16 protein-coding genes are annotated in these 16,775 nt (G+C 73.1%); 6 read left to right on the top strand and 10 right to left on the bottom strand.

Annotation, left to right across the window (positions count from 1 at the left end):
• Positions 1 to 654, top strand: a complete 654-nt coding sequence (locus AMK18_RS21150; RefSeq protein ID WP_073863931.1) for an FMN reductase — start codon at positions 1 to 3, stop codon at positions 652 to 654.
• Between the two features lie 96 nt (positions 655 to 750).
• Positions 751 to 1,173, top strand: coding sequence for a universal stress protein (locus AMK18_RS21145; protein ID WP_018102010.1), 423 nt, complete (start codon positions 751 to 753; stop codon positions 1,171 to 1,173).
• A 58-nt stretch (positions 1,174 to 1,231) separates the two neighbouring features.
• Here the strand turns inward: AMK18_RS21145 and AMK18_RS21140 are convergent, their stop codons facing one another.
• Both AMK18_RS21140 and AMK18_RS21135 read right to left on the bottom strand, forming a co-directional pair.
• Complete coding sequence (locus tag AMK18_RS21140) at positions 1,232 to 2,353, bottom strand: MerR family transcriptional regulator (RefSeq protein ID WP_073863930.1); 1,122 nt, start codon at positions 2,351 to 2,353, stop codon at positions 1,232 to 1,234.
• 92 nt (positions 2,354 to 2,445) lie between these two features.
• A complete protein-coding gene (locus AMK18_RS21135) occupies positions 2,446 to 2,844 on the bottom strand; it encodes a hypothetical protein (RefSeq protein ID WP_026171379.1) in 399 nt (132 codons plus the stop codon).
• Between the two features lie 121 nt (positions 2,845 to 2,965).
• Here AMK18_RS21135 and AMK18_RS21130 point away from each other — a divergent pair, with 121 nt between their 5' ends.
• The gene (locus tag AMK18_RS21130) at positions 2,966 to 3,856 is read left to right on the top strand and encodes a hypothetical protein (RefSeq protein WP_073863929.1); all 891 of its coding nucleotides are present in this window, start codon (positions 2,966 to 2,968) and stop codon (positions 3,854 to 3,856) included.
• 43 nt (positions 3,857 to 3,899) lie between these two features.
• Positions 3,900 to 4,865 carry an NADP-dependent oxidoreductase gene (locus AMK18_RS21125; protein ID WP_073863928.1) on the top strand — a complete coding sequence of 322 codons (966 nt, stop codon included), beginning with the start codon at positions 3,900 to 3,902 and terminating at the stop codon, positions 4,863 to 4,865.
• A 15-nt stretch (positions 4,866 to 4,880) separates the two neighbouring features.
• On the opposite strand, the gene AMK18_RS21120 is transcribed toward AMK18_RS21125, so the two are convergent.
• Positions 4,881 to 5,288 (bottom strand): RNA-binding S4 domain-containing protein, encoded by a 408-nt coding sequence (locus AMK18_RS21120; protein ID WP_073863927.1) that lies wholly within the window; start codon positions 5,286 to 5,288, stop codon positions 4,881 to 4,883.
• A gap of 266 nt (positions 5,289 to 5,554) precedes the next feature.
• Here AMK18_RS21120 and AMK18_RS21115 point away from each other — a divergent pair, with 266 nt between their 5' ends.
• Entirely contained in the window at positions 5,555 to 6,943 is a 1,389-nt protein-coding gene (locus AMK18_RS21115) for a VWA domain-containing protein (RefSeq protein ID WP_198957051.1), read from the top strand.
• Here AMK18_RS21115 and AMK18_RS21110 read toward each other — a convergent pair.
• The 4 genes from AMK18_RS21110 to aspS form a co-directional block, all read right to left on the bottom strand.
• Positions 6,892 to 8,088 (bottom strand): sensor histidine kinase, encoded by a 1,197-nt coding sequence (locus AMK18_RS21110; RefSeq protein ID WP_073863925.1) that lies wholly within the window; start codon positions 8,086 to 8,088, stop codon positions 6,892 to 6,894. The genes AMK18_RS21115 and AMK18_RS21110 overlap by 52 nt on opposite strands.
• Complete coding sequence (locus tag AMK18_RS21105) at positions 8,085 to 8,738, bottom strand: response regulator transcription factor (RefSeq protein ID WP_037785831.1); 654 nt, start codon at positions 8,736 to 8,738, stop codon at positions 8,085 to 8,087. The genes AMK18_RS21110 and AMK18_RS21105 overlap by 4 nt, the downstream gene beginning before the upstream one ends.
• A 99-nt stretch (positions 8,739 to 8,837) precedes the next feature.
• Entirely contained in the window at positions 8,838 to 9,674 is an 837-nt protein-coding gene (locus AMK18_RS21100) for a L,D-transpeptidase family protein (protein WP_073863924.1), read from the bottom strand.
• Positions 9,675 to 9,876: 202 nt separating this feature from the next.
• On the bottom strand, positions 9,877 to 11,658 hold the full coding sequence (gene aspS, locus AMK18_RS21095; protein WP_018102000.1) for an aspartate--tRNA ligase: 1,782 nt from the start codon (positions 11,656 to 11,658) through the stop codon (positions 9,877 to 9,879).
• Between the two features lie 151 nt (positions 11,659 to 11,809).
• Between aspS and AMK18_RS21090 the strand changes: the two genes are divergently transcribed.
• Positions 11,810 to 13,924, top strand: a complete 2,115-nt coding sequence (locus AMK18_RS21090) for an ATP-binding SpoIIE family protein phosphatase (RefSeq protein WP_073863923.1) — start codon at positions 11,810 to 11,812, stop codon at positions 13,922 to 13,924.
• On the opposite strand, the gene AMK18_RS21085 is transcribed toward AMK18_RS21090, so the two are convergent.
• The 3 genes from AMK18_RS21085 to AMK18_RS21075 all read right to left on the bottom strand — a co-directional run bounded on the left by AMK18_RS21085 (position 13,921) and on the right by AMK18_RS21075 (position 16,628).
• On the bottom strand, positions 13,921 to 14,982 hold the full coding sequence (locus AMK18_RS21085; protein ID WP_073863922.1) for an AI-2E family transporter: 1,062 nt from the start codon (positions 14,980 to 14,982) through the stop codon (positions 13,921 to 13,923). The genes AMK18_RS21090 and AMK18_RS21085 overlap by 4 nt on opposite strands.
• 96 nt (positions 14,983 to 15,078) lie before the next feature.
• Positions 15,079 to 16,035: a pirin family protein gene (locus AMK18_RS21080; RefSeq protein WP_073863921.1), complete on the bottom strand. Its 957-nt coding sequence runs from the start codon at positions 16,033 to 16,035 to the stop codon at positions 15,079 to 15,081.
• Positions 16,036 to 16,187: 152 nt separating this feature from the next.
• The gene (locus tag AMK18_RS21075; RefSeq protein WP_018101996.1) at positions 16,188 to 16,628 is read right to left on the bottom strand and encodes an SseB family protein; all 441 of its coding nucleotides are present in this window, start codon (positions 16,626 to 16,628) and stop codon (positions 16,188 to 16,190) included.
• Between the last annotated feature and the right edge of the window lie 147 nt (positions 16,629 to 16,775).

Here is a 16,775-nt window from a genome sequence, read left to right as displayed (position 1 = left end):
GTGTTCGCCACCGCACCCGTGAGGATCGTCGCCGTATCGGCCGGCCTCAGCAACCCGTCCTCGACCCGGCTGCTGACCGACCGGCTGGCCGCCGCCACCCGCGAGCGGCTGGAGGCCGGGCAGGACCGCCCGGTCGACGTCCGGGTGATCGAGCTCCGCGACCTGGCCGCGGACATCGCGAGCCACCTGGTGTCCGGCTTCCCGCCGCCCGCCCTGGAGGACGCGCTCACGGCGGTGACAGACGCCGACGGTCTGATCGCGGTCACCCCGGTGTTCACCGCCTCGTACAGCGGACTGTTCAAGTCGTTCTTCGACCTGGTCGAGAACACCGCCCTGACCGGCAAGCCCGTGCTCGTCGCCGCCACCGGCGGCACCGCCCGGCACTCGCTGGTCCTGGAGCACGCGATGCGCCCGCTCTTCGCCTACCTGCGCGCCGTCACCCTGCCGACCTCGGTCTACGCGGCGTCGGAGGACTGGGGCGCGTCCGGCGACGCGTACGCCGAGGGCCTGCCCGCCCGCATCCGGCGCGCGGGCGGCGAGCTGGCCGACGCCGTCACGGGCGGCCGCGCGGTCTCCGGCGCGGCCAGGACCCCCGGCCCGGACGACGAGGTGGTCCCCTTCGAGCAGCAGCTCGCGGCCCTGCGCCCGGCCTGACCGGACCCGCGGAGATCGCCGTTTCGCCCGTTTTGACTAGAGTCGTACGGGAACACGTGATCCAAGCACAACCGCAGAACCGAGCTGGAGGCAGAGATGGGCAGGATCGTGGTGGGCGTCGACGGCTCCGAGTCGTCGGTCAAGGCACTGCACTGGGCCGTACGCCAGGCGGAGCTGACCGGTGACACGGTGGAGGCCGTCAACAGCTGGGAGTACCCCGCTACCAGCTGGGCCTCGATGATGCCGGGCCTCCCGGAGGACTTCGACCCCCAGGCCATGGCCACGGTGTCGCTCACCGAGACCCTGGAGGAGGCGCTGGGCGCCCAGGGCGCCGCCGCCGTCAGCAAGGTCGTCGTGATCGGCAACCCGGCGCAGGCCCTGCTCGACCGGGCCGAGGGCGCGGAGCTGCTGGTCGTGGGCGCACGCGGCTACAGCGGCTTCAAGGCCACCCTGCTCGGCTCGGTCAGCCTGCACGTCACCCAGCACGCCGCCTGCCCGGTGACCGTAGTCCGCAACTGATCCGCCGTACGCAAAGGAGGGCCCCGCACCACGCGTGGTGCGGGGCCCTCCCGCGTACTCACAGCTCCACGACGTCCGCCACCGCACACGCCACGTTGTCCGGTGCGCCGGCCGCCTCCGCGAGCTCGATCAGCCCGCCCACGGCGGTGGACGGCCCGTCCGCCCCCGCCAGCACCCGCGCCAGCTCCCCGCCGTCCACGACCGCCGAGAGCCCGTCCGAGCAGAGGAGATAGCGGTCGCCGGGCAGCGCGTCCCGGACGTCCACATCGGGCCCGGAGCCGTACGGACCGTCCCCGGACAGCACCTTGAGGAGCATGGCGCGCTGCGGGTGCGAGAACGCCTCCTCCTCCGTCAGCGAACCGTCGTCGATCATCGACTGGACCAGGCTGTGGTCATGCGTGATCCGGAACAGCTCGCCCCCGCGCAGCAGATAGGCCCGCGAGTCCCCGATGTGCACGAGGCCCAGCCGCGACCCCGTCCACATCATCGCCGTCAGCGTCGTGCCGGACTCCTCCGGCGCCGCGCCCCCCGCCACCGCGTCCCGCACCGCGAGCGCCGCCCGCTCCGCCGCGTCGTGCAGGACGTTCAGCAGCTCGCCCGCCGGCACCGCGCCCGGCACGACCGGCTTCAGGGCCTCGATCGCGGCCGTGCTGGCCCCCGCCCCGCCCGCGCCGAACCCGTCGGCGACCGCCAGCAGCCGGGCCCCGGCGTAGACCGCGTCCTGGTTGGTCTCGCGCACCGCACCCGTGGCGGTGCGGGCCGCGTAGCGGATTCCGAGCGTGCCCACCGATGTCATGACGTCCTCCGTCGACAGCTGGTCGATGAGGAAGGCCGCGAGGTCACGGCGGGCCGCCGTCTCCGCCTCGACGCGCGCCCAGTACGCCCGGATCGCCGCGGCGGCCGCGCCGGAGTCCAGCGCGATCACCTCCCTGATCCGGGCGAGCGGCATCCCGATCCGGCGCAGCCAGGCGACCAGCCGGGCCGCCCGCACCTGCGCGGGGTCGTAATACCGGTAGCCGTTCACCGGGTCGACCAGGGCCGGCGGGAGCAGACCGAGCTCGTCGTAGCGGCGCAGCGCCTTCGCGGAGAGCCGGGACAGCCGGGCGAACGCCCCGATCGTCACCAGCTCCGCGCCGGGGCCCCGCCCCTGCCCGTACTCCGTCACCGCACGCCTCCTCATACCGGGCGGACTCCCCGCCCCGGCACACTCGATCCTTGGCCTTCCCCCGGGGAGAAGGTCAAGGATCGCTGACGTGCGGGTGGCCGCGGTCGTCACTCCCGCGTGTAGAAGTAGTAGTACGAGGCGAGCAGTCCGCCGGCCCCGAGGATCAGTCCGAGCACCGAGGCGGACAGGATGCTCGCGCCGGACAGGCTGTAGAGGAAGCCGATCGAACCGCCGGTCAGCACCCCGTACGCGGCGGCCCGCAGCTCGCGCGGCAGCCGGTTCTGGATGCGGCCGAGCCCGAAGCAGAGCACCGCGAGCGCGGCGCCGGAGACGAGCCCGAGGGCCAGCCGGGTGCCCGTGAGGACCCCGCCGCCGCGGACGATGGCGGTCGCGTAGCAGCCCATGATCACGCCCAGCGTGACCGGGATCGCCCAGCTCAGGACCGGGCGGTGCCGGGTGGGCATCGCGTGCCTCCCGCGTGCCGGCACCGAAGCTTGTGCGGCCATGGCAGACAGCTCCTTCCGTCGCCCCCGCTTTCCCTCCAGAGCACACCTGGTCGGGCCGCCCGGCAACTCGGATGGCCCATGGCCCGGGGCGCCCCGGCGCCATCCGGGATTCCCTGGAGGGGTGCGGACGTATTTCTCGGTGGCCCTGTCGGCGGTACTGCTGGTGCTGCTGGCCGTCCTGGTGCCGCTGAGCGCGCTGTCCGCCTGGGTCGACCTGGAGATCGACGACACGGACCGTTACGTGGCCGCCGTCGCCCCGCTCGCCGACGACCCCGCGGTCCAGAGCACCGTCGCGGACCTGATCACCGACGGCGCGATGAAGCAGATCGACGTCGGCCCGCTCCAGAGCACCGTGCGCGAGTTCCTGCACCAGGCCGTGCAGTCCTTCACCACCACGGAGGCCTTCCAGGACGCCTGGACCGCCGCCAACCGCACCGCGCACGAGACGGTCACCGCCGCGCTGGACGGGCAGAGCGGCGAGAGCGTCACGATCGACCTGGCGCCCGTCACGGAGCAGGTGAGGCAGAACCTGATCGACAACGGGGTGCCGTTCGCCGATCAGATCCCCGTCCAGCACACCGACATCCAGTTGGTCTCCGCCGACCGCGCGGACCAGCTGCGGCAGAGCTTCCGGTGGCTGCGGAACGCGAGCGTGTGGCCGGCCGTCGGCACGGTCGTCTTCGCGCTGCTCGCCCTCGTGCTCGCCTGGACGCGCGGCGGGCCCGGCCGCCGGGCCCGGGCCATGGCCGCGCTGGCCGGCACCGCCGTGGCGGGCGCGGGCTTCGCGCTCGGCGCGCTGGTGCTGCGCGGGCTGCTGGCGCTGGCCCGCGACCGGGTCCTCGACGAGGTCCCGGACAGCGACACCGGCGCCGCCGCGGCCGTCTACGACGCGCTGACCTCGTCGCTGCGCACCACGGTGTGGGTCGTCTTCGGCCTGGGCCTGGCCGTCGCGGTGTGCGCGATGGCGGCCCGGATCTGGGCCCAGCGGGTGCTGCCGGCACCGGCGGATTGACCCGGCCGCTCCCGCCGGAGCGGCCCGACTGGGAGGTGTACGGATGCGAGCCATCGCCGTCAGCGCGCTGCGGGCCGACCCGGTGCTGGTCGAGCTGCCCAAGCCGGAGCCCCGGCCCGGCGAGGTCCGGGTGCGCGTCGAATACGCCTCGCTGAACCCGCTGGACTGGCAGGTCGCGGACGGTTCCGCCGGTGAACTCGCCCCGGCGCCCCGGTCCTTCCCGTTCGTCGTCGGCGTCGACTACGCGGGCCGCGTCGACATGATCGGCGGCGGCGGGAACCGCTTCCGGGTGGGCGACCCGGTCTTCGGGCGGGCGGCCGTCGCGGAGGCGTGCGGCTCGTACGGGGACTACCTGTGCGTCGATCAGGACTCCGCCATCGCCCTCGTCCCGCGCGGCCTCGACGCCCGGGCCGCCGCCGCGCTCCCGTCCGCCGGGATGGCCGCCGCCCAGATCCTGGAGGCGGTCGCGCTGCGCGGCCACGAAACCCTGCTGGTCGTCGGGGCTGCGGGCGGCGTCGGCTGCTGTCTGACCCAGCTCGCCCGGGCGCGGGACGTCCGGGTGATCGCGGCGGTGCGCGGTGACGAGCGTTCCAGGATGGGGTCGTTGGGCGCGGCCGCCTCGGTGGACCTGACGGACGGCCCGCGCGCCGAGGCGCTGCGCAGGGCCTGCCCGGACGGCATCGACGCGCTGGCCGACCTGGCGTCGGCGGCCCCGGACGCGTTCGCGGCGCACGCGGCGGCGGTCCGGCCCGGCGGCATCGCGCTCTCGGCCCGGGGCGCCGCCGCCGGGTCCCGGCTGCCCGAGGGCGTCAGGGCCGTCGACTTCCGCCTCGACCCGAATCCGGTCCTGCTCGACGTGCTGGCGGCGGGCGCGGCGGACGGCATCCTGCGCGTGCCCGTCGACGCCGAACTGCCGCTGGAGGACGCGCCGTCGGCCCTGGCGCGCAACCGGGCGGGCGGGGCGCGCGGCAAGACGGTGATCGTGGTGCACGCGCCCGGTCACCACTGAGGCGGGGCTCCGGCGCTAATCCGTCGGGCCGGGGCCCATTCCGCGCAGCCGGTCCATCTCGCGGCGGTCCCGCTTCGTCGGCCTTCCCGCGCCCCGGTCGCGTACCGGGACCTCGATCGCGGCCTCGCGCGGCGGCGGGGGCGGGCTGTTGTCGATGAAGCACTCCACGGCCACGGGCGGGCCCACCCGCTTCTTCACCAGCTTCGACACGACGACGACCCGGTCCCGGCCCGCGTGCCGGAGCCGCACCTCGTCACCGACGCGCACCGGCTGTGCGGGCTTGGCCCGTTCGCCCGCGACCTTCACATGACCCGCGCGGCAGGCGGCAGCGGCCTGCGCCCGGGTCTTCGTGAGCCGGACCGACCAGATCCAGACATCGACCCGGACGCTGCCCTCCGTCTGCGGAGCCTCACCCGAAACCATGCGTCCGACTGTAAGCGGTGAGCCGGGCGGCACGTTGCCGCGTCAACTCGACGCCTGTGCGGTGCAGGTGACATGGGGGCGCGGTGAACGCCCTTACAGGGCCTCAGGACTCGGTCCGGGCTCGGTTCGCTCTCGGTTGTCCCACATGCGGGCCGTGCCGTCGAACGGCCTTATCCGGCCGCTAACCTTACGTATCCGCCCTGGCCAGGGATCAATTCCCGCAGTACGGACATTCATCGCACCCAACTCACGCGAAAGGCTCGCCCATGGGCATTCGGAGCTTGCTGCGCAAGGTGTTCGGCCGTGACCGCACGGACCAGGACGACCCGACGACGGCCACGGTCCCGCCCCAGGGCGAGCACGCGAGCGCCACGGCCTCGGAGCCGGACGAGGCACCCGTCACGATCTCGGTGCCTGCCCCCGCGTCGTCCGAGGAGGACGAGGACGCCAAGGCGTCGGACCTGGTGGCCGCGGCCTTCGACAACCCGGCCACGCCCACGGTGCCGGCCCAGGGCAAGGGCCCGGACGCGGTGGCGCCGGAGGCGCCCGAAGCCGAGGCCCCGGTGACGGCCGCCGAGCCGGAGACCCCTGACCCGGTCACGGAGCCCGAGGCGCCCGAGCCGGTCGCCGTGGCCGAGGCCCCCGCGCCCGTCGCCGAGCCGGAGCCGGTCGCGGAGAGCGCCGCCCCCGTGGCGGAGCCGGAGGCGCCGGAGGCCGAGGCACCGAAGGCGGTCGCCGAGGCCATCGCGGAGCCCGAGCCCGTCGTGGCCTCGGAGACCCCCGAGCCCGAGCCGGTCGTCGCGAGCGAGACCCCGCAGCCGGAGCCCGTGGCCGAGCCCGCGCCCGTCGCTGCGCCCGAGCCGAAGGCCGCCGCCGAACCGGTCGCCGAGCCGGTCGCCGAGGCCCCCGCGCCGATCATCATCGACATGGACCCGGAGCCCGAGCCCGAGGCGGCCCCGGCGGCCCCGGCCGCCCCCGGCAAGCCCGCGCTCACCCTCGCCAAGGTCAAGGCGCGGGCGCCCGAGCTGGCGGGGGCGTACAAGGCGGCGCAGGCCGGGCTGAAGGCGCACGGGCTGACCGGGCTGCGCGCCACCGTCTACCTGGTCCTGGACCGCTCCGGCTCCATGCGCCCGTTCTACAAGGACGGCAGCGCCCAGCACCTGGGCGACCGCACGCTCGCCCTCGCCGCGCACCTGGACGAGAGCGCCACCGTGCAGGTCGTGTTCTTCTCGACCGACATCGACGGCACCGGCACGGTCGAGCTGGACGGCCACGAGGGCCGGATCGACGCGCTCAACGCGGGCCTCGGCCGCCTCGGCCGGACGAACTACCACCGCGCCGTCGAGGAGGTCGTCGCGCACTACGAGAAGTCCGGGGCGACCGGCCCCGCGCTGGTGGTCTTCCAGACGGACGGGCCCCCGGACGTCCGGCAGGCCGCCCGCCAGGCGATCGACGCGGCGGCCCGGCTGCCGCTGTTCTTCCAGTTCGTCGCGTTCGGCGAGACGGACGCCAAGGGCTTCGACTTCCTGCGGAAGCTGGACGCCCCGAACACCGGCTTCTTCCACGCGGGCCCCGCGCCCCGCGACGTCCCGGACGCCACGTTCTACCGCGAGTTGCTGGCCGCGCTCCCCGCATGGGTGGCCACGCGTTCCTGAGACGCCGGGAGGCGTACGGTCACGGCGAGCCCGCCCCCGGGGCCCGGCACCGCCGTGACCGTACCGCCGTGGGCCAGCGCGATGGACCGCACGATCGACAGGCCGAGCCCCGAGCCCGGCCCCATCCGGTCCTTGCCCTCGCCCCGCCGGAACGGCTCGAACAGGCCGGGGATGTCCGCCGCGTCCACCACCGGCCCGGTGTTGCGGACCTCCAGCAGGACCCCGGCACCGGCCGGGACCACCGATACGTCGACGCTTCCGCCGGGCACGTTGTACGTCGCCGCGTTGGCCAGCAGGTTCGCCACCAGCTGGGCCAGCAGCAGCCGGTTCCCCCGCACCGGGCACGGCCGGGTGTCGAGCCGGACGCCCGGGTGCCGGGCCGCCTCCTCGGCCACCACCCGGGCCAGGTCCACCGGTTCCCGCTCGCTCTTGTCGAGCCCCCGCTCGCTGCGGGCCAGGACGAGCAGTCCGTCGATGAGCCGTTCGCTGCGCCGGTTGTTGTCCAGGAGCGTCTGCCGGGTCCGGACGAGGTCCTCCGGCGTCGGATCGTCCAGACCGACCTGGATCGCCGCGCGCTGGGTGGCCAGCGGGGTGCGCAGCTCGTGCGAGGCGTTGGCGATGAACCGACGCTGGCTGTCGAAGGCCCGCTCCAGCCGGGCGAGCAGCGCGTCGAGCGTGTCGCCCAGCTCCTTCAGCTCGTCGTCCGGCCCGCTGGAGGCGATCCGCTCGTGGAGCGTGTGCGCGGAGAGCTTGCGTGCCTTGGCGGTCATGGCGTGGACGGGCCGCAGGACCCGGCCCGCCGTCCACCAGCCGACGCCCACCGCGCAGGCCGTCATCACCAGCAGCGCGGCGGTGGACCAGATGAGCAGCTGGTGGCCGGCCGCGTCGCTGACGTGGTCGGTGAGGTCGTAGACCGTCGGCGGGCCGAGTCTGCGGTGGCTGACGAGCGGCCCGTTGACCGCGTAGCCGGGCTGGACCACGACGGCGGTGTCCGCGATGGCCCGCGCCTGCGAGTCCGTACCGGCGCGGGAGGCCAGGTTCACCGTGGCCAGCAGGGCCGTGCCGAGGACCAGGAAGACCCCGCCGTAGACGAGGGCGATGCGGGTCCTGATCGTGGCGTGCGACAGCCGGGCCCATCGCTTCACAGCGCGTACCCCACGCCCTGGACGGTACGGATCACGGCCGGTTCACCGAGCTTGCTCCGCAGCTTGCTCATGCAGACCCGGACGGCCCCGGTGAAGGGGTCGGCGTTGGCGTCCCAGGCCCGTTCCAGCAGTTCCTCCGCGCTGACCGTCGCGCCGTCCGCCTCCAGGAGCAGCTGGAGCACGGTGAACTCCTTCGGCGACAGATCCAGGTCCCGCCCGTCCCGCGTCGCCGACCGCCGTACGGCGTCGAGCCGGATGCCGTACCGCTCCAGCTGCGGCGGTACGGGGCGGGCGCTGCGCCGCCGCAGGGCGCGTACGCGGGAAATCAACTCGGGAAACTCGAACGGCTTGCCCAAGTAGTCATCGGCGCCCAGGTCGAGCCCGGCGACCCGGTCCTCCATCGACCCGGCGGCCGTCAGCATCAGGATCCGGGTCCGGGAGCCGGAGGCGACGAGCCCGCGCGCCACGTCGTCGCCGTGCACCCGGGGCAGATCGCGGTCGAGGACGACCACGTCGTAGTCGTGCAGCCCCAGGTACGCCTGGGCGGCATCACCGCTGTACACCGTGTCGACGGCGAAGCCCGCCCGCCGCAGCCCGGTGGCGACCAGCTCCGCGAGGATTTCCTCGTCCTCGGCGACCAGTACCCGCATCGTGATGTCCCTCGCCTCGTGCATGCGTGTCCACTCCCTCCCAGGATGCGTCCTTGATACGGGAAGAGAGGTTTCGCAAAGCTCTCCGGCCGGGGTGGTTCAGCGGCCCAGCGACTCCGCGTCCCCCATCACGATGACGGGATTCATGGCCGGGTCGAGGGCGCCCAGGAGTTCCTTCATCCGGTCCTCGGTGACCGAGACACAGCCCTGGGTCGGCCCCCCGTGGTCCACGTGCACCCAGATCCCGCCGCCGCGCTCCTCGCCCAGAGGGCGGGTGTGGTCGAGCGGGGAGGTGCCGGGGAGGCGGTTGTAGTCGATGGCGACGACGTAGTCGAAGGAGCCCTCCAGCGGCTCCCCGTGGAACCCCTCACCCGTCACGCGGAAGTCCGGGCTCAGGTCGTACGGGAGGGCCGTGTCCGGGGGCACGAGGCGGCCGCCCGCCGCGGTCAGCGTGAAGACCCCGATCGGTGAGCGCAGATCGCCCTCCCAGTGCTCGCCGGTCCAGCCGTTGAGGGCGTTATGGGCGGGCCAGGGGCCCAGCGTGGCCCGCCAGCCCGGCCCGGCGGGCCCGTCCCGGGTGTAGAGGACGGCGGTCGACCGGTTGGAGTCCACCGAGTCCCCGGTCACCACGAACGCCTGCCGGGCCGTGGCCGGGACCGCTGCCCGGGTCTTCGGCCCGAGGCCGGGGAGCTCCGTGGGCTGCGGCGAGGCCGCCGGGGGCGACGGCAGGGACGACCACCCCCGCGGCGCCCCGGCGGACGCGGCGGCCCCGGGCGGCCCCGGTACGCCCTTGACCGGCGCCTGATCCGTGGCGGCCCCGCTCATCTCCGTACCGGCGAAGCCACCCGCCCCGCAGCCGGCGAGCAGCACGAGCAGGACGAGGGAGCAGACGACGTGCGGCAGGCGCAGGGGTGTGCGCGAAGGGGGCACGGGCACGGAGGGCTCCTCAGCAGTGGATGCGCCGATGTCGGCCCAGCCAGTCATTGCCGCCCGCGTCACCGCCCAATCCGGGGCGGAGCCCATCCGGCCGTAACCGTTCAGGTGATTCGTGTGCCTATTCGGAACCGGCCGCGGCCCGTCACGCGAACAGCCCCCGGCCAGTGGCGGCCGGGGGCTGTTTCACGTGAAACAGGTGGAACTACTTCTGCGCGTCCTTCGCCGGTGCGGCCGGCTTGCGGAGCTGGATGTTGAGCTCGCGGAGGCGGGTCTCCTCCAGGACGGTGGGCGCGCCCATCATCAGGTCCTGGGCGTTGCCGTTCAGCGGGAAGGCGATCGTCTCGCGGATGTTGGGCTCGTCGGCGAGCAGCATCACGATGCGGTCGACGCCCGGGGCGATGCCGCCGTGCGGCGGGGCGCCGAGGCGGAACGCCTTGAGCATGCCCGCGAACTCGCGCTCCACGGTCTCGCGGTCGTAGCCGGCGATCTCGAATGCCTTGATCATCAGCTCGGGTTCGTGGTTCCGGATGGCGCCGGAGGACAGCTCGATGCCGTTGCAGACGATGTCGTACTGCCAGGCGAGGATGTCCAGCGGGTCCTTCTCCTCCAGGTCCTTCAGGCCGCCCTGGGGCATCGAGAAGGGGTTGTGCGAGAAGTCGATCTTGCCCGTCTCCTCGTCCTTCTCGTACATCGGGAAGTCGACGACCCAGCAGAACCGGAAGACGCCCTCCTCGAAGTGGCCGGCCCGCTTGGCGGCCTCGACTCGGACGGCGGACATGATCTTGGAGACCTCTTCGAACTCGCCCGCGCCGAAGAAGACGGCGTGACCCGGAACGAGCGAGAGGCGCTCGGTGAGCGTCTTGATGTCGCTCTCGGTGAGGAACTTGGCGATCGGTCCCGCCAGCGTGCCGTCCTCGCCGACGCGGACCCAGGCGAGACCCTTGGCGCCCTGCTGCACGGCGTAGTCGCCGAGGCCGTCGAAGAACTTACGGGACTGGCCCGCCGTGTCCGGCACCGGAAGGGCGCGGACGTGCTTGCCGGCGAACGCCTTGAACTCCGAGTCCGCGAAGACGTCGGAGATGTCGACCAGCTCCAGCTTGGCGCGCAGGTCCGGCTTGTCGTTGCCGTACTTCAGCATCGACTCGCGGAACGGAATGCGCGGGAAGGGCGAGGTGACGTGGCGGCCGTTGCCGAACTCCTCGAAGAGCTCGGTCATCAGCTTCTCGATCGGCCGGAAGACGTCCTCCTGCTCCACGAAGGACATCTCGACGTCGAGCTGGTAGAACTCGCCGGGCGAGCGGTCGGCGCGGGCGTCCTCGTCGCGGAAGCAGGGCGCGATCTGGAAGTAGCGGTCGAAGCCCGAGATCATCAGCAGCTGCTTGAACTGCTGCGGGGCCTGCGGCAGCGCGTAGAACTTGCCGGGGTTCAGCCGGGACGGGACGACGAAGTCACGGGCGCCCTCGGGGGAGGTCGCGGTGAGGATCGGCGTCGCCATCTCATTGAAGCCGAGGGCGACCATCTTGGAGCGGATCGAGGCGATCACGGCGGAGCGCAGCATGATGTTGCGGTGCATGCGCTCGCGGCGCAGGTCCAGGAAGCGGTACTCCAGGCGCCGCTCCTCGTTCACGCCGTCCTCGGCGTTGATCGTGAAGGGCAGCGGGCCGGCCTCGCCCAGCACCTCGACCTCGGAGACCTCGATCTCGATCTCGCCGGTCGGCAGGTCCGGGTTGACGTTCTCGGTGCCGCGCGCGGAGACCTTGCCGTCGATCCGGACGACGGTCTCCTTGGTGAGCTTCGCCAGGGCCTCGTTGCCCGGCGTGCCGGGGCGGGCGACGAGCTGCACGAGACCGTAGTGGTCGCGCAGATCGATGAAGAGGATGCCGCCCAGGTCTCGGCGATTGTGCAGCCAGCCGCTCAGCCGGACGTCGGTGCCGACGTCAGAGGCGCGGAGCTCGCCGCAGGTGTGGGACCTGTACCGATGCATCGTCGTTCATCCAGTCTTCGCGGTTGGGGGAAATTCAGCCCTCCCAGGCTACCGCCCGCGACCGGAGCGTTTCATTGTCATTGTCCGCACCAAGATCGTCCGGGGCACCGCACCCGTGCCCTTGCCGCGCATGCCGGTTTAAAGTGGGGCAATGCGCACCGAGGATGTGCTGGCCGCGACCGCGACCGGGCTGTGGCGCTGGGACAACGGAGCCGGGACGGTCACGCTCGACGCGGAGGCCGCCCGACTCCTTGAGCTGCCCGCCGAGCCCGGCGTCTTCCGAGAATCGGAGGTCCGCTCCCGCTTCCACCCCGTCGACTGGAACGAGATCGCCGGGGTGGTCAGCCTTGCCGTGGCCGAGGGCACCCTGGCCGAGGCCCGGCTGCGCATCGTGGACGGCAGCGGCCGGGTCCTGCGCACCGTGCGCAGCCGCTCCAAGCCGGTCCCGGCCGGTGAGTGCCGCCGGGACTACGTGCTCGTCGGCACGCTCCAGGAGGTCGCCGAGCCCCCGCCGGGCGCCGTCGGGACGCACACCGCGATCACCGGCGACTGGCGGCGCTCCCGCGAGGCGTTCCTGCTGGACGCGGGGCGGGCCCTGGCGGAGGCCGGGTCGACCACGGAGGTGCTGCGGGTCGCCTACTCGCTCTCCATGCCCGGGTTCTCGCCGGACGGCCTGGCGGTCTTCGGCGTCGAGGGCGAGCGGCTGACGGTCGTCGGGCAGCACGGGCACTCCCTCAGCGACGAGGGGCCCTTCACCAACATGCCGCTGGACACGGACTACCCGGCCGCGGAGGTCGTGCGGACCGGCCGGGCGATCTATCTGCCGACGCCGGAGGACTACCGGGCCCGCTACCCCGCCACCTGGCCGATGGCCCGGCGGTTCGGGCGCCGCTCCTGGGCCTTTCTGCCGCTGATCGTGTCCGGGCGCACGATGGGGACCTGGATGGCCGGCTTCCGGCACCCGGTGGCCTTCTCGCCGGACGAGCGGTCGGTGCTGACGACCGTGGCCCGGATGCTCGCCCAGGCGCTGGACCGGGCGGGCGCCGCCGACACCGAGCGGGAGCTGTCGCTGGGCCTCCAGCGCACGATGATGCCCTCGCTCGGCCCGGACATCCCGGGGATGACCGTGGCGGCGCGCTACGTGCCGACGGGCGGCGGCCTCCAGGTCGGCGGCGACTGGTACGACCTGATCCCGCTGCCCAGCGGCCGCATCGCCCTCGTTATCGGCGACGTCCAGGGCCATGACGTGCGGGCTGCGGGCCTCATGGGCCAGCTCCGGATCGCTCTGCGCGCGTACGCCTCCGAGGGGCACCGCCCGGACGCGGTGCTGGCGCGCGCCTCGCGCTTCCTCTCCGGCCTCAACGACCCCGGCGAGGACGACGACTCCACGGCCGCGCGCTTCGCGACCTGCCTGTACGCGGAGGCCGACCCGGAGACCGGCGTGCTGGACATCGCGCGGGCCGGCCACCCGGACCCGGTGGTGATGACCGCCGACGGCACCGCGGTCATCCGGCAGACCGAGGGAGGGCTGCCGCTGGGCATCGAAGCGGACACGGACTATCCGACGACCCGGGTCGTGCTGCAGGCCGGGGAAACGATCATGCTCTGCACGGACGGGCTGATCGAGACGGGCGGCCACGACCTCGCCACCGGCTGGGTCCGGCTCCGGCCGATCCTGGAACGGCACACCGGCGATCTGGAGAAGCTGGCGGACGCGCTGGTGCAGGCGGTGCACGGGCCGGGCTCGCACTACACGACCGGGCCGCTCGTGGACCGGCGCGAGGACGACGTGGCGGTGCTGCTGCTGCGGCGCGAGGGCTCCGTCACGTCCCCGCCCGCGCCCCGGCGGACCGCGCTGTCCATCGCCCAGGCCGAACCGGAGCGGATCTCGACGGCCCGGCAGCTGCTGCGGGAGCTGCTGCACGACTGGGCGGACCCCGATCAGGTCGACGCGGCGGTGCTGCTGCTCTCCGAGGTCGCCACGAACGTGCTGGTGCACACGGACGGGGACGCGCTGATGGTCGCCCAGGCGACCGGGTCGCCGGGGGAACGGTGTCTGCGGGTGGACGTGTCCGACGGCAGCGACGAACTGCCGCACAAGCGGCGGCCCGGCGAGATGGCGTCCAGCGGCCGTGGCCTGGTGCTGATGGAGATGCTCGCGCACAAGTGGGGCGTCGATCCGCGGGGGGCGGGCAAGTCGATCTGGTTCGAGCTGAACGAGGCCGAGCACCCGGAACCGGCCTTCCCTGACCTGGACCTGGACTAGGAGCCCTCCTCCGGCGCAATCCGCCCGCCCTTGCGGAGTTCGCCGATGATGCCGAAGGCCGCCGCGCAGAGCGGGACCGCGAGCAGCATCCCGAGGATGCCCGCGACGCTCGCGCCCGCCGTCAGGGCGATGAGGATCATCGCGGGGTGCATCTGGACCGTACGGCTCTGGATCATCGGCTGAAGGATGTGGCCCTCCAGCACCTGGACGGCGAGGACCACCCCGAGCGCCCAGAGCGCGATCGCGAACCCCCGGTCCGCGAGGGCCACCAGCACGGCGACGGCCCCCGAGATGAACGCCCCGAGATACGGGATGTAGGCGCCGACCAGCACCAGCGCGCCGAGCCCCACCGCGCCCGGCACCCGCAGGATCAGCAGCCCGACCGTGATGCAGACGGCGTCGATCAGGGCGATGAGCGTCGTCCCGCGCATGAAGCCCTGGACGGCCTCGAAGGCCCGCCGGCCCATCGCCTCGACCATGTCGCCGGTGCCGCGCGGGGCGATGCTGTGGGCGAGGCCCGGGGCCCGGTCCGCGTCGCGCAGGAAGAAGAAGGTCAGCAGCAGCGCCAGGACGGCCGTCGCAATGAGGGAGCCGACGACGCTGATCCCGGTGAGGAGCCCGCCCGCGGCGGTCGCGCCGAACTTCTCGACCAGCTTGCGGCCACTGGCCTCCAGGTCGTTCACGTCGAGGTCGTCCGCCACCTGGAAGTGGTCGACGACCCACTGCCCGGCGTCCTTCAGCGACTGCACGATCTGGTCGCCGGTCTCGACCAGCGCGGCGACGACGATGTAGCCGGCGCCGCCGACCACGGCGATCAGCACCGCGCAGGTGACCGCGGCGGCCAGCGAGCGGTTCACCCCGTGGGTGGTCATCCGGCGGTGGACGGGGCCGAGCAGCGCCGTACCGAGCAGGGCGAGCAGCACGGGGGTGACGGCGGTCTTGAAGATGATGCACAGCCAGACGGCGACGGCGGCGACACCGGTGACCAGCAGGACGACACCGCACCAGGCGGCGGTCCGCCGGGCGCCCTCGGGCAGGAGTGGCTTCGGGGTCTGCACCCTGCCAGCCGATCACGGCCCGGCAGCGGTGTCCCGCCCGCGCCGCCGTACGAGTGACGGGGCGTCACACGCGGGCGGTGGGGGCGGGAGCGCGGCTCACATGCCGTGGACGGCGGGCACGGTGCCGAGGCGGCCGGCCTGGAAGTCCTCGAAGGCCTGCTTCAGTTCGGCCTGGCTGTTCATCACGAACGGGCCGTAGTGCGCCATCGGCTCGCGGATGGGGCGGCCGCCGAGCAGGACGACCTCCAGGTCCGGGGTGTTCCCGTCCTGCTTCTCGTCCGCGCGCACGGTCAGCGAGGAGCCGGCGCCGAAGACGGCGGTCTGGCCCATGTGGACCGGGCGGCGCTCCGCACCGGCGGTGCCGCGCCCGGCGAGCACGTACGCGAGGCCGTTGAAGTCCTCGCGCCAGGGCAGCGTCACCTCGGCGCCGGGGCGCACGGTGGCGTGGATCATCGTGATCGGGGTGTGCGTGATGCCGGGGCCCTCGTGGCCGTCCAGCTCACCGGCGATCACGCGGAGCAGCGCGCCGCCGTCCGGGGATGCGAGCAGCTGGACCTGGCCGCCGCGGATGTCCTGGTAGCGCGGGGCCATCATCTTGTCGGCCTTCGGCAGGTTCACCCAGAGCTGGAGGCCGTGGAAGAGGCCGCCGGTCATGACCAGGGACTCCGGCGGCGCCTCGATGTGGAGGAGCCCGGACCCGGCGGTCATCCACTGGGTGTCGCCGTTGCCGATGGTGCCGCCGCCACCGTTGGAGTCCTGGTGGATGAAGCTGCCGTCGATCAGGTAGGTCACGGTCTCGAAGCCGCGGTGCGGGTGCCAGGGCGTGCCCTTCGGCTCGCCCGCCGCGTACTCCACCTCACCCATCTGGTCCATCATGATGAACGGGTCGAGGTACTTGTAGTTGATCCCCGCGAAGGCGCGGCGGACCGGGAAGCCCTCACCCTCGAAGCCGCTCGGCGCCGTGGTCACGGCGAGCACGGGACGGGCCGCGGCGTCGCCGGAAGCGGCCACCTTGGGCAGGGTCAGCGGATTCTCGACGGTCACTGCGGGCATGGGAGCCACCTCCGGGGGACGGTACCGCCATCAATTTAGTTGAATGGTGAACATCCCGCAAGGCGCCCCGCATTCCCGCGCGCCCCCGGACAGCCGGAAGGGGCCCGTACCGAGAGCGGTACGGGCCCCTTCCGGAAGCCTCGGGCGGCGGATCAGCCGTACATGCGGCGCATCGCGAAATCGACCATCTGTTCGACAGCCTTGGCGTCGAAGACCATCCGGTGCTCACCCTCCATGTCCAGGACGAAGCCGTAGCCGGTGGGCAGCAGGTCGATCACCTCGGCGCCGGTGATCACGAAGTACTTGGAGTCCTTGCCCGCGTACCGCCGCAGCTCCTTGAGCGTGGTGAACATCGGGATCACCGGCTGCTGGGTGTTGTGCAGCGCGAGGAAGCCCGGGTTGTCGCCGCGCGGGCAGTAGACCTTCGAGGTCGCGAAGACCTGCTGGAAGTCCTCGGCGGCCAGCGAGCCGGTCGTGAAGGCCCGTACCGCGTCACCCAGCGACGGCGGCGAGGGTTCGGGGTACAGCGGCTGCTCGCCGTAGCCGCCCCCCATCGGCTGCTGCGCGCCCTGGTTCTGGTCGTAGCCGTACATGGAACAAAGAGTAATCGGCCACATCCGGGGCTCAGGGGGTTGCGTCTTATTACTGACGGGTAGCATCATCGTAGAGGTCACCTGATAGGTCCGGGCCACCCCTCCACGGGGCGCTGCGCGCCACTGCTATTGATTACGGAGCCTTCC

This window comes from Streptomyces sp. CB01249 (assembly GCF_001905735.1).
Lineage (GTDB): Bacteria > Actinomycetota > Actinomycetes > Streptomycetales > Streptomycetaceae > Streptomyces.
Note: the sequence above shows the minus strand (reverse complement) of the source record. Positions and strands in the feature narration are given on the sequence as shown.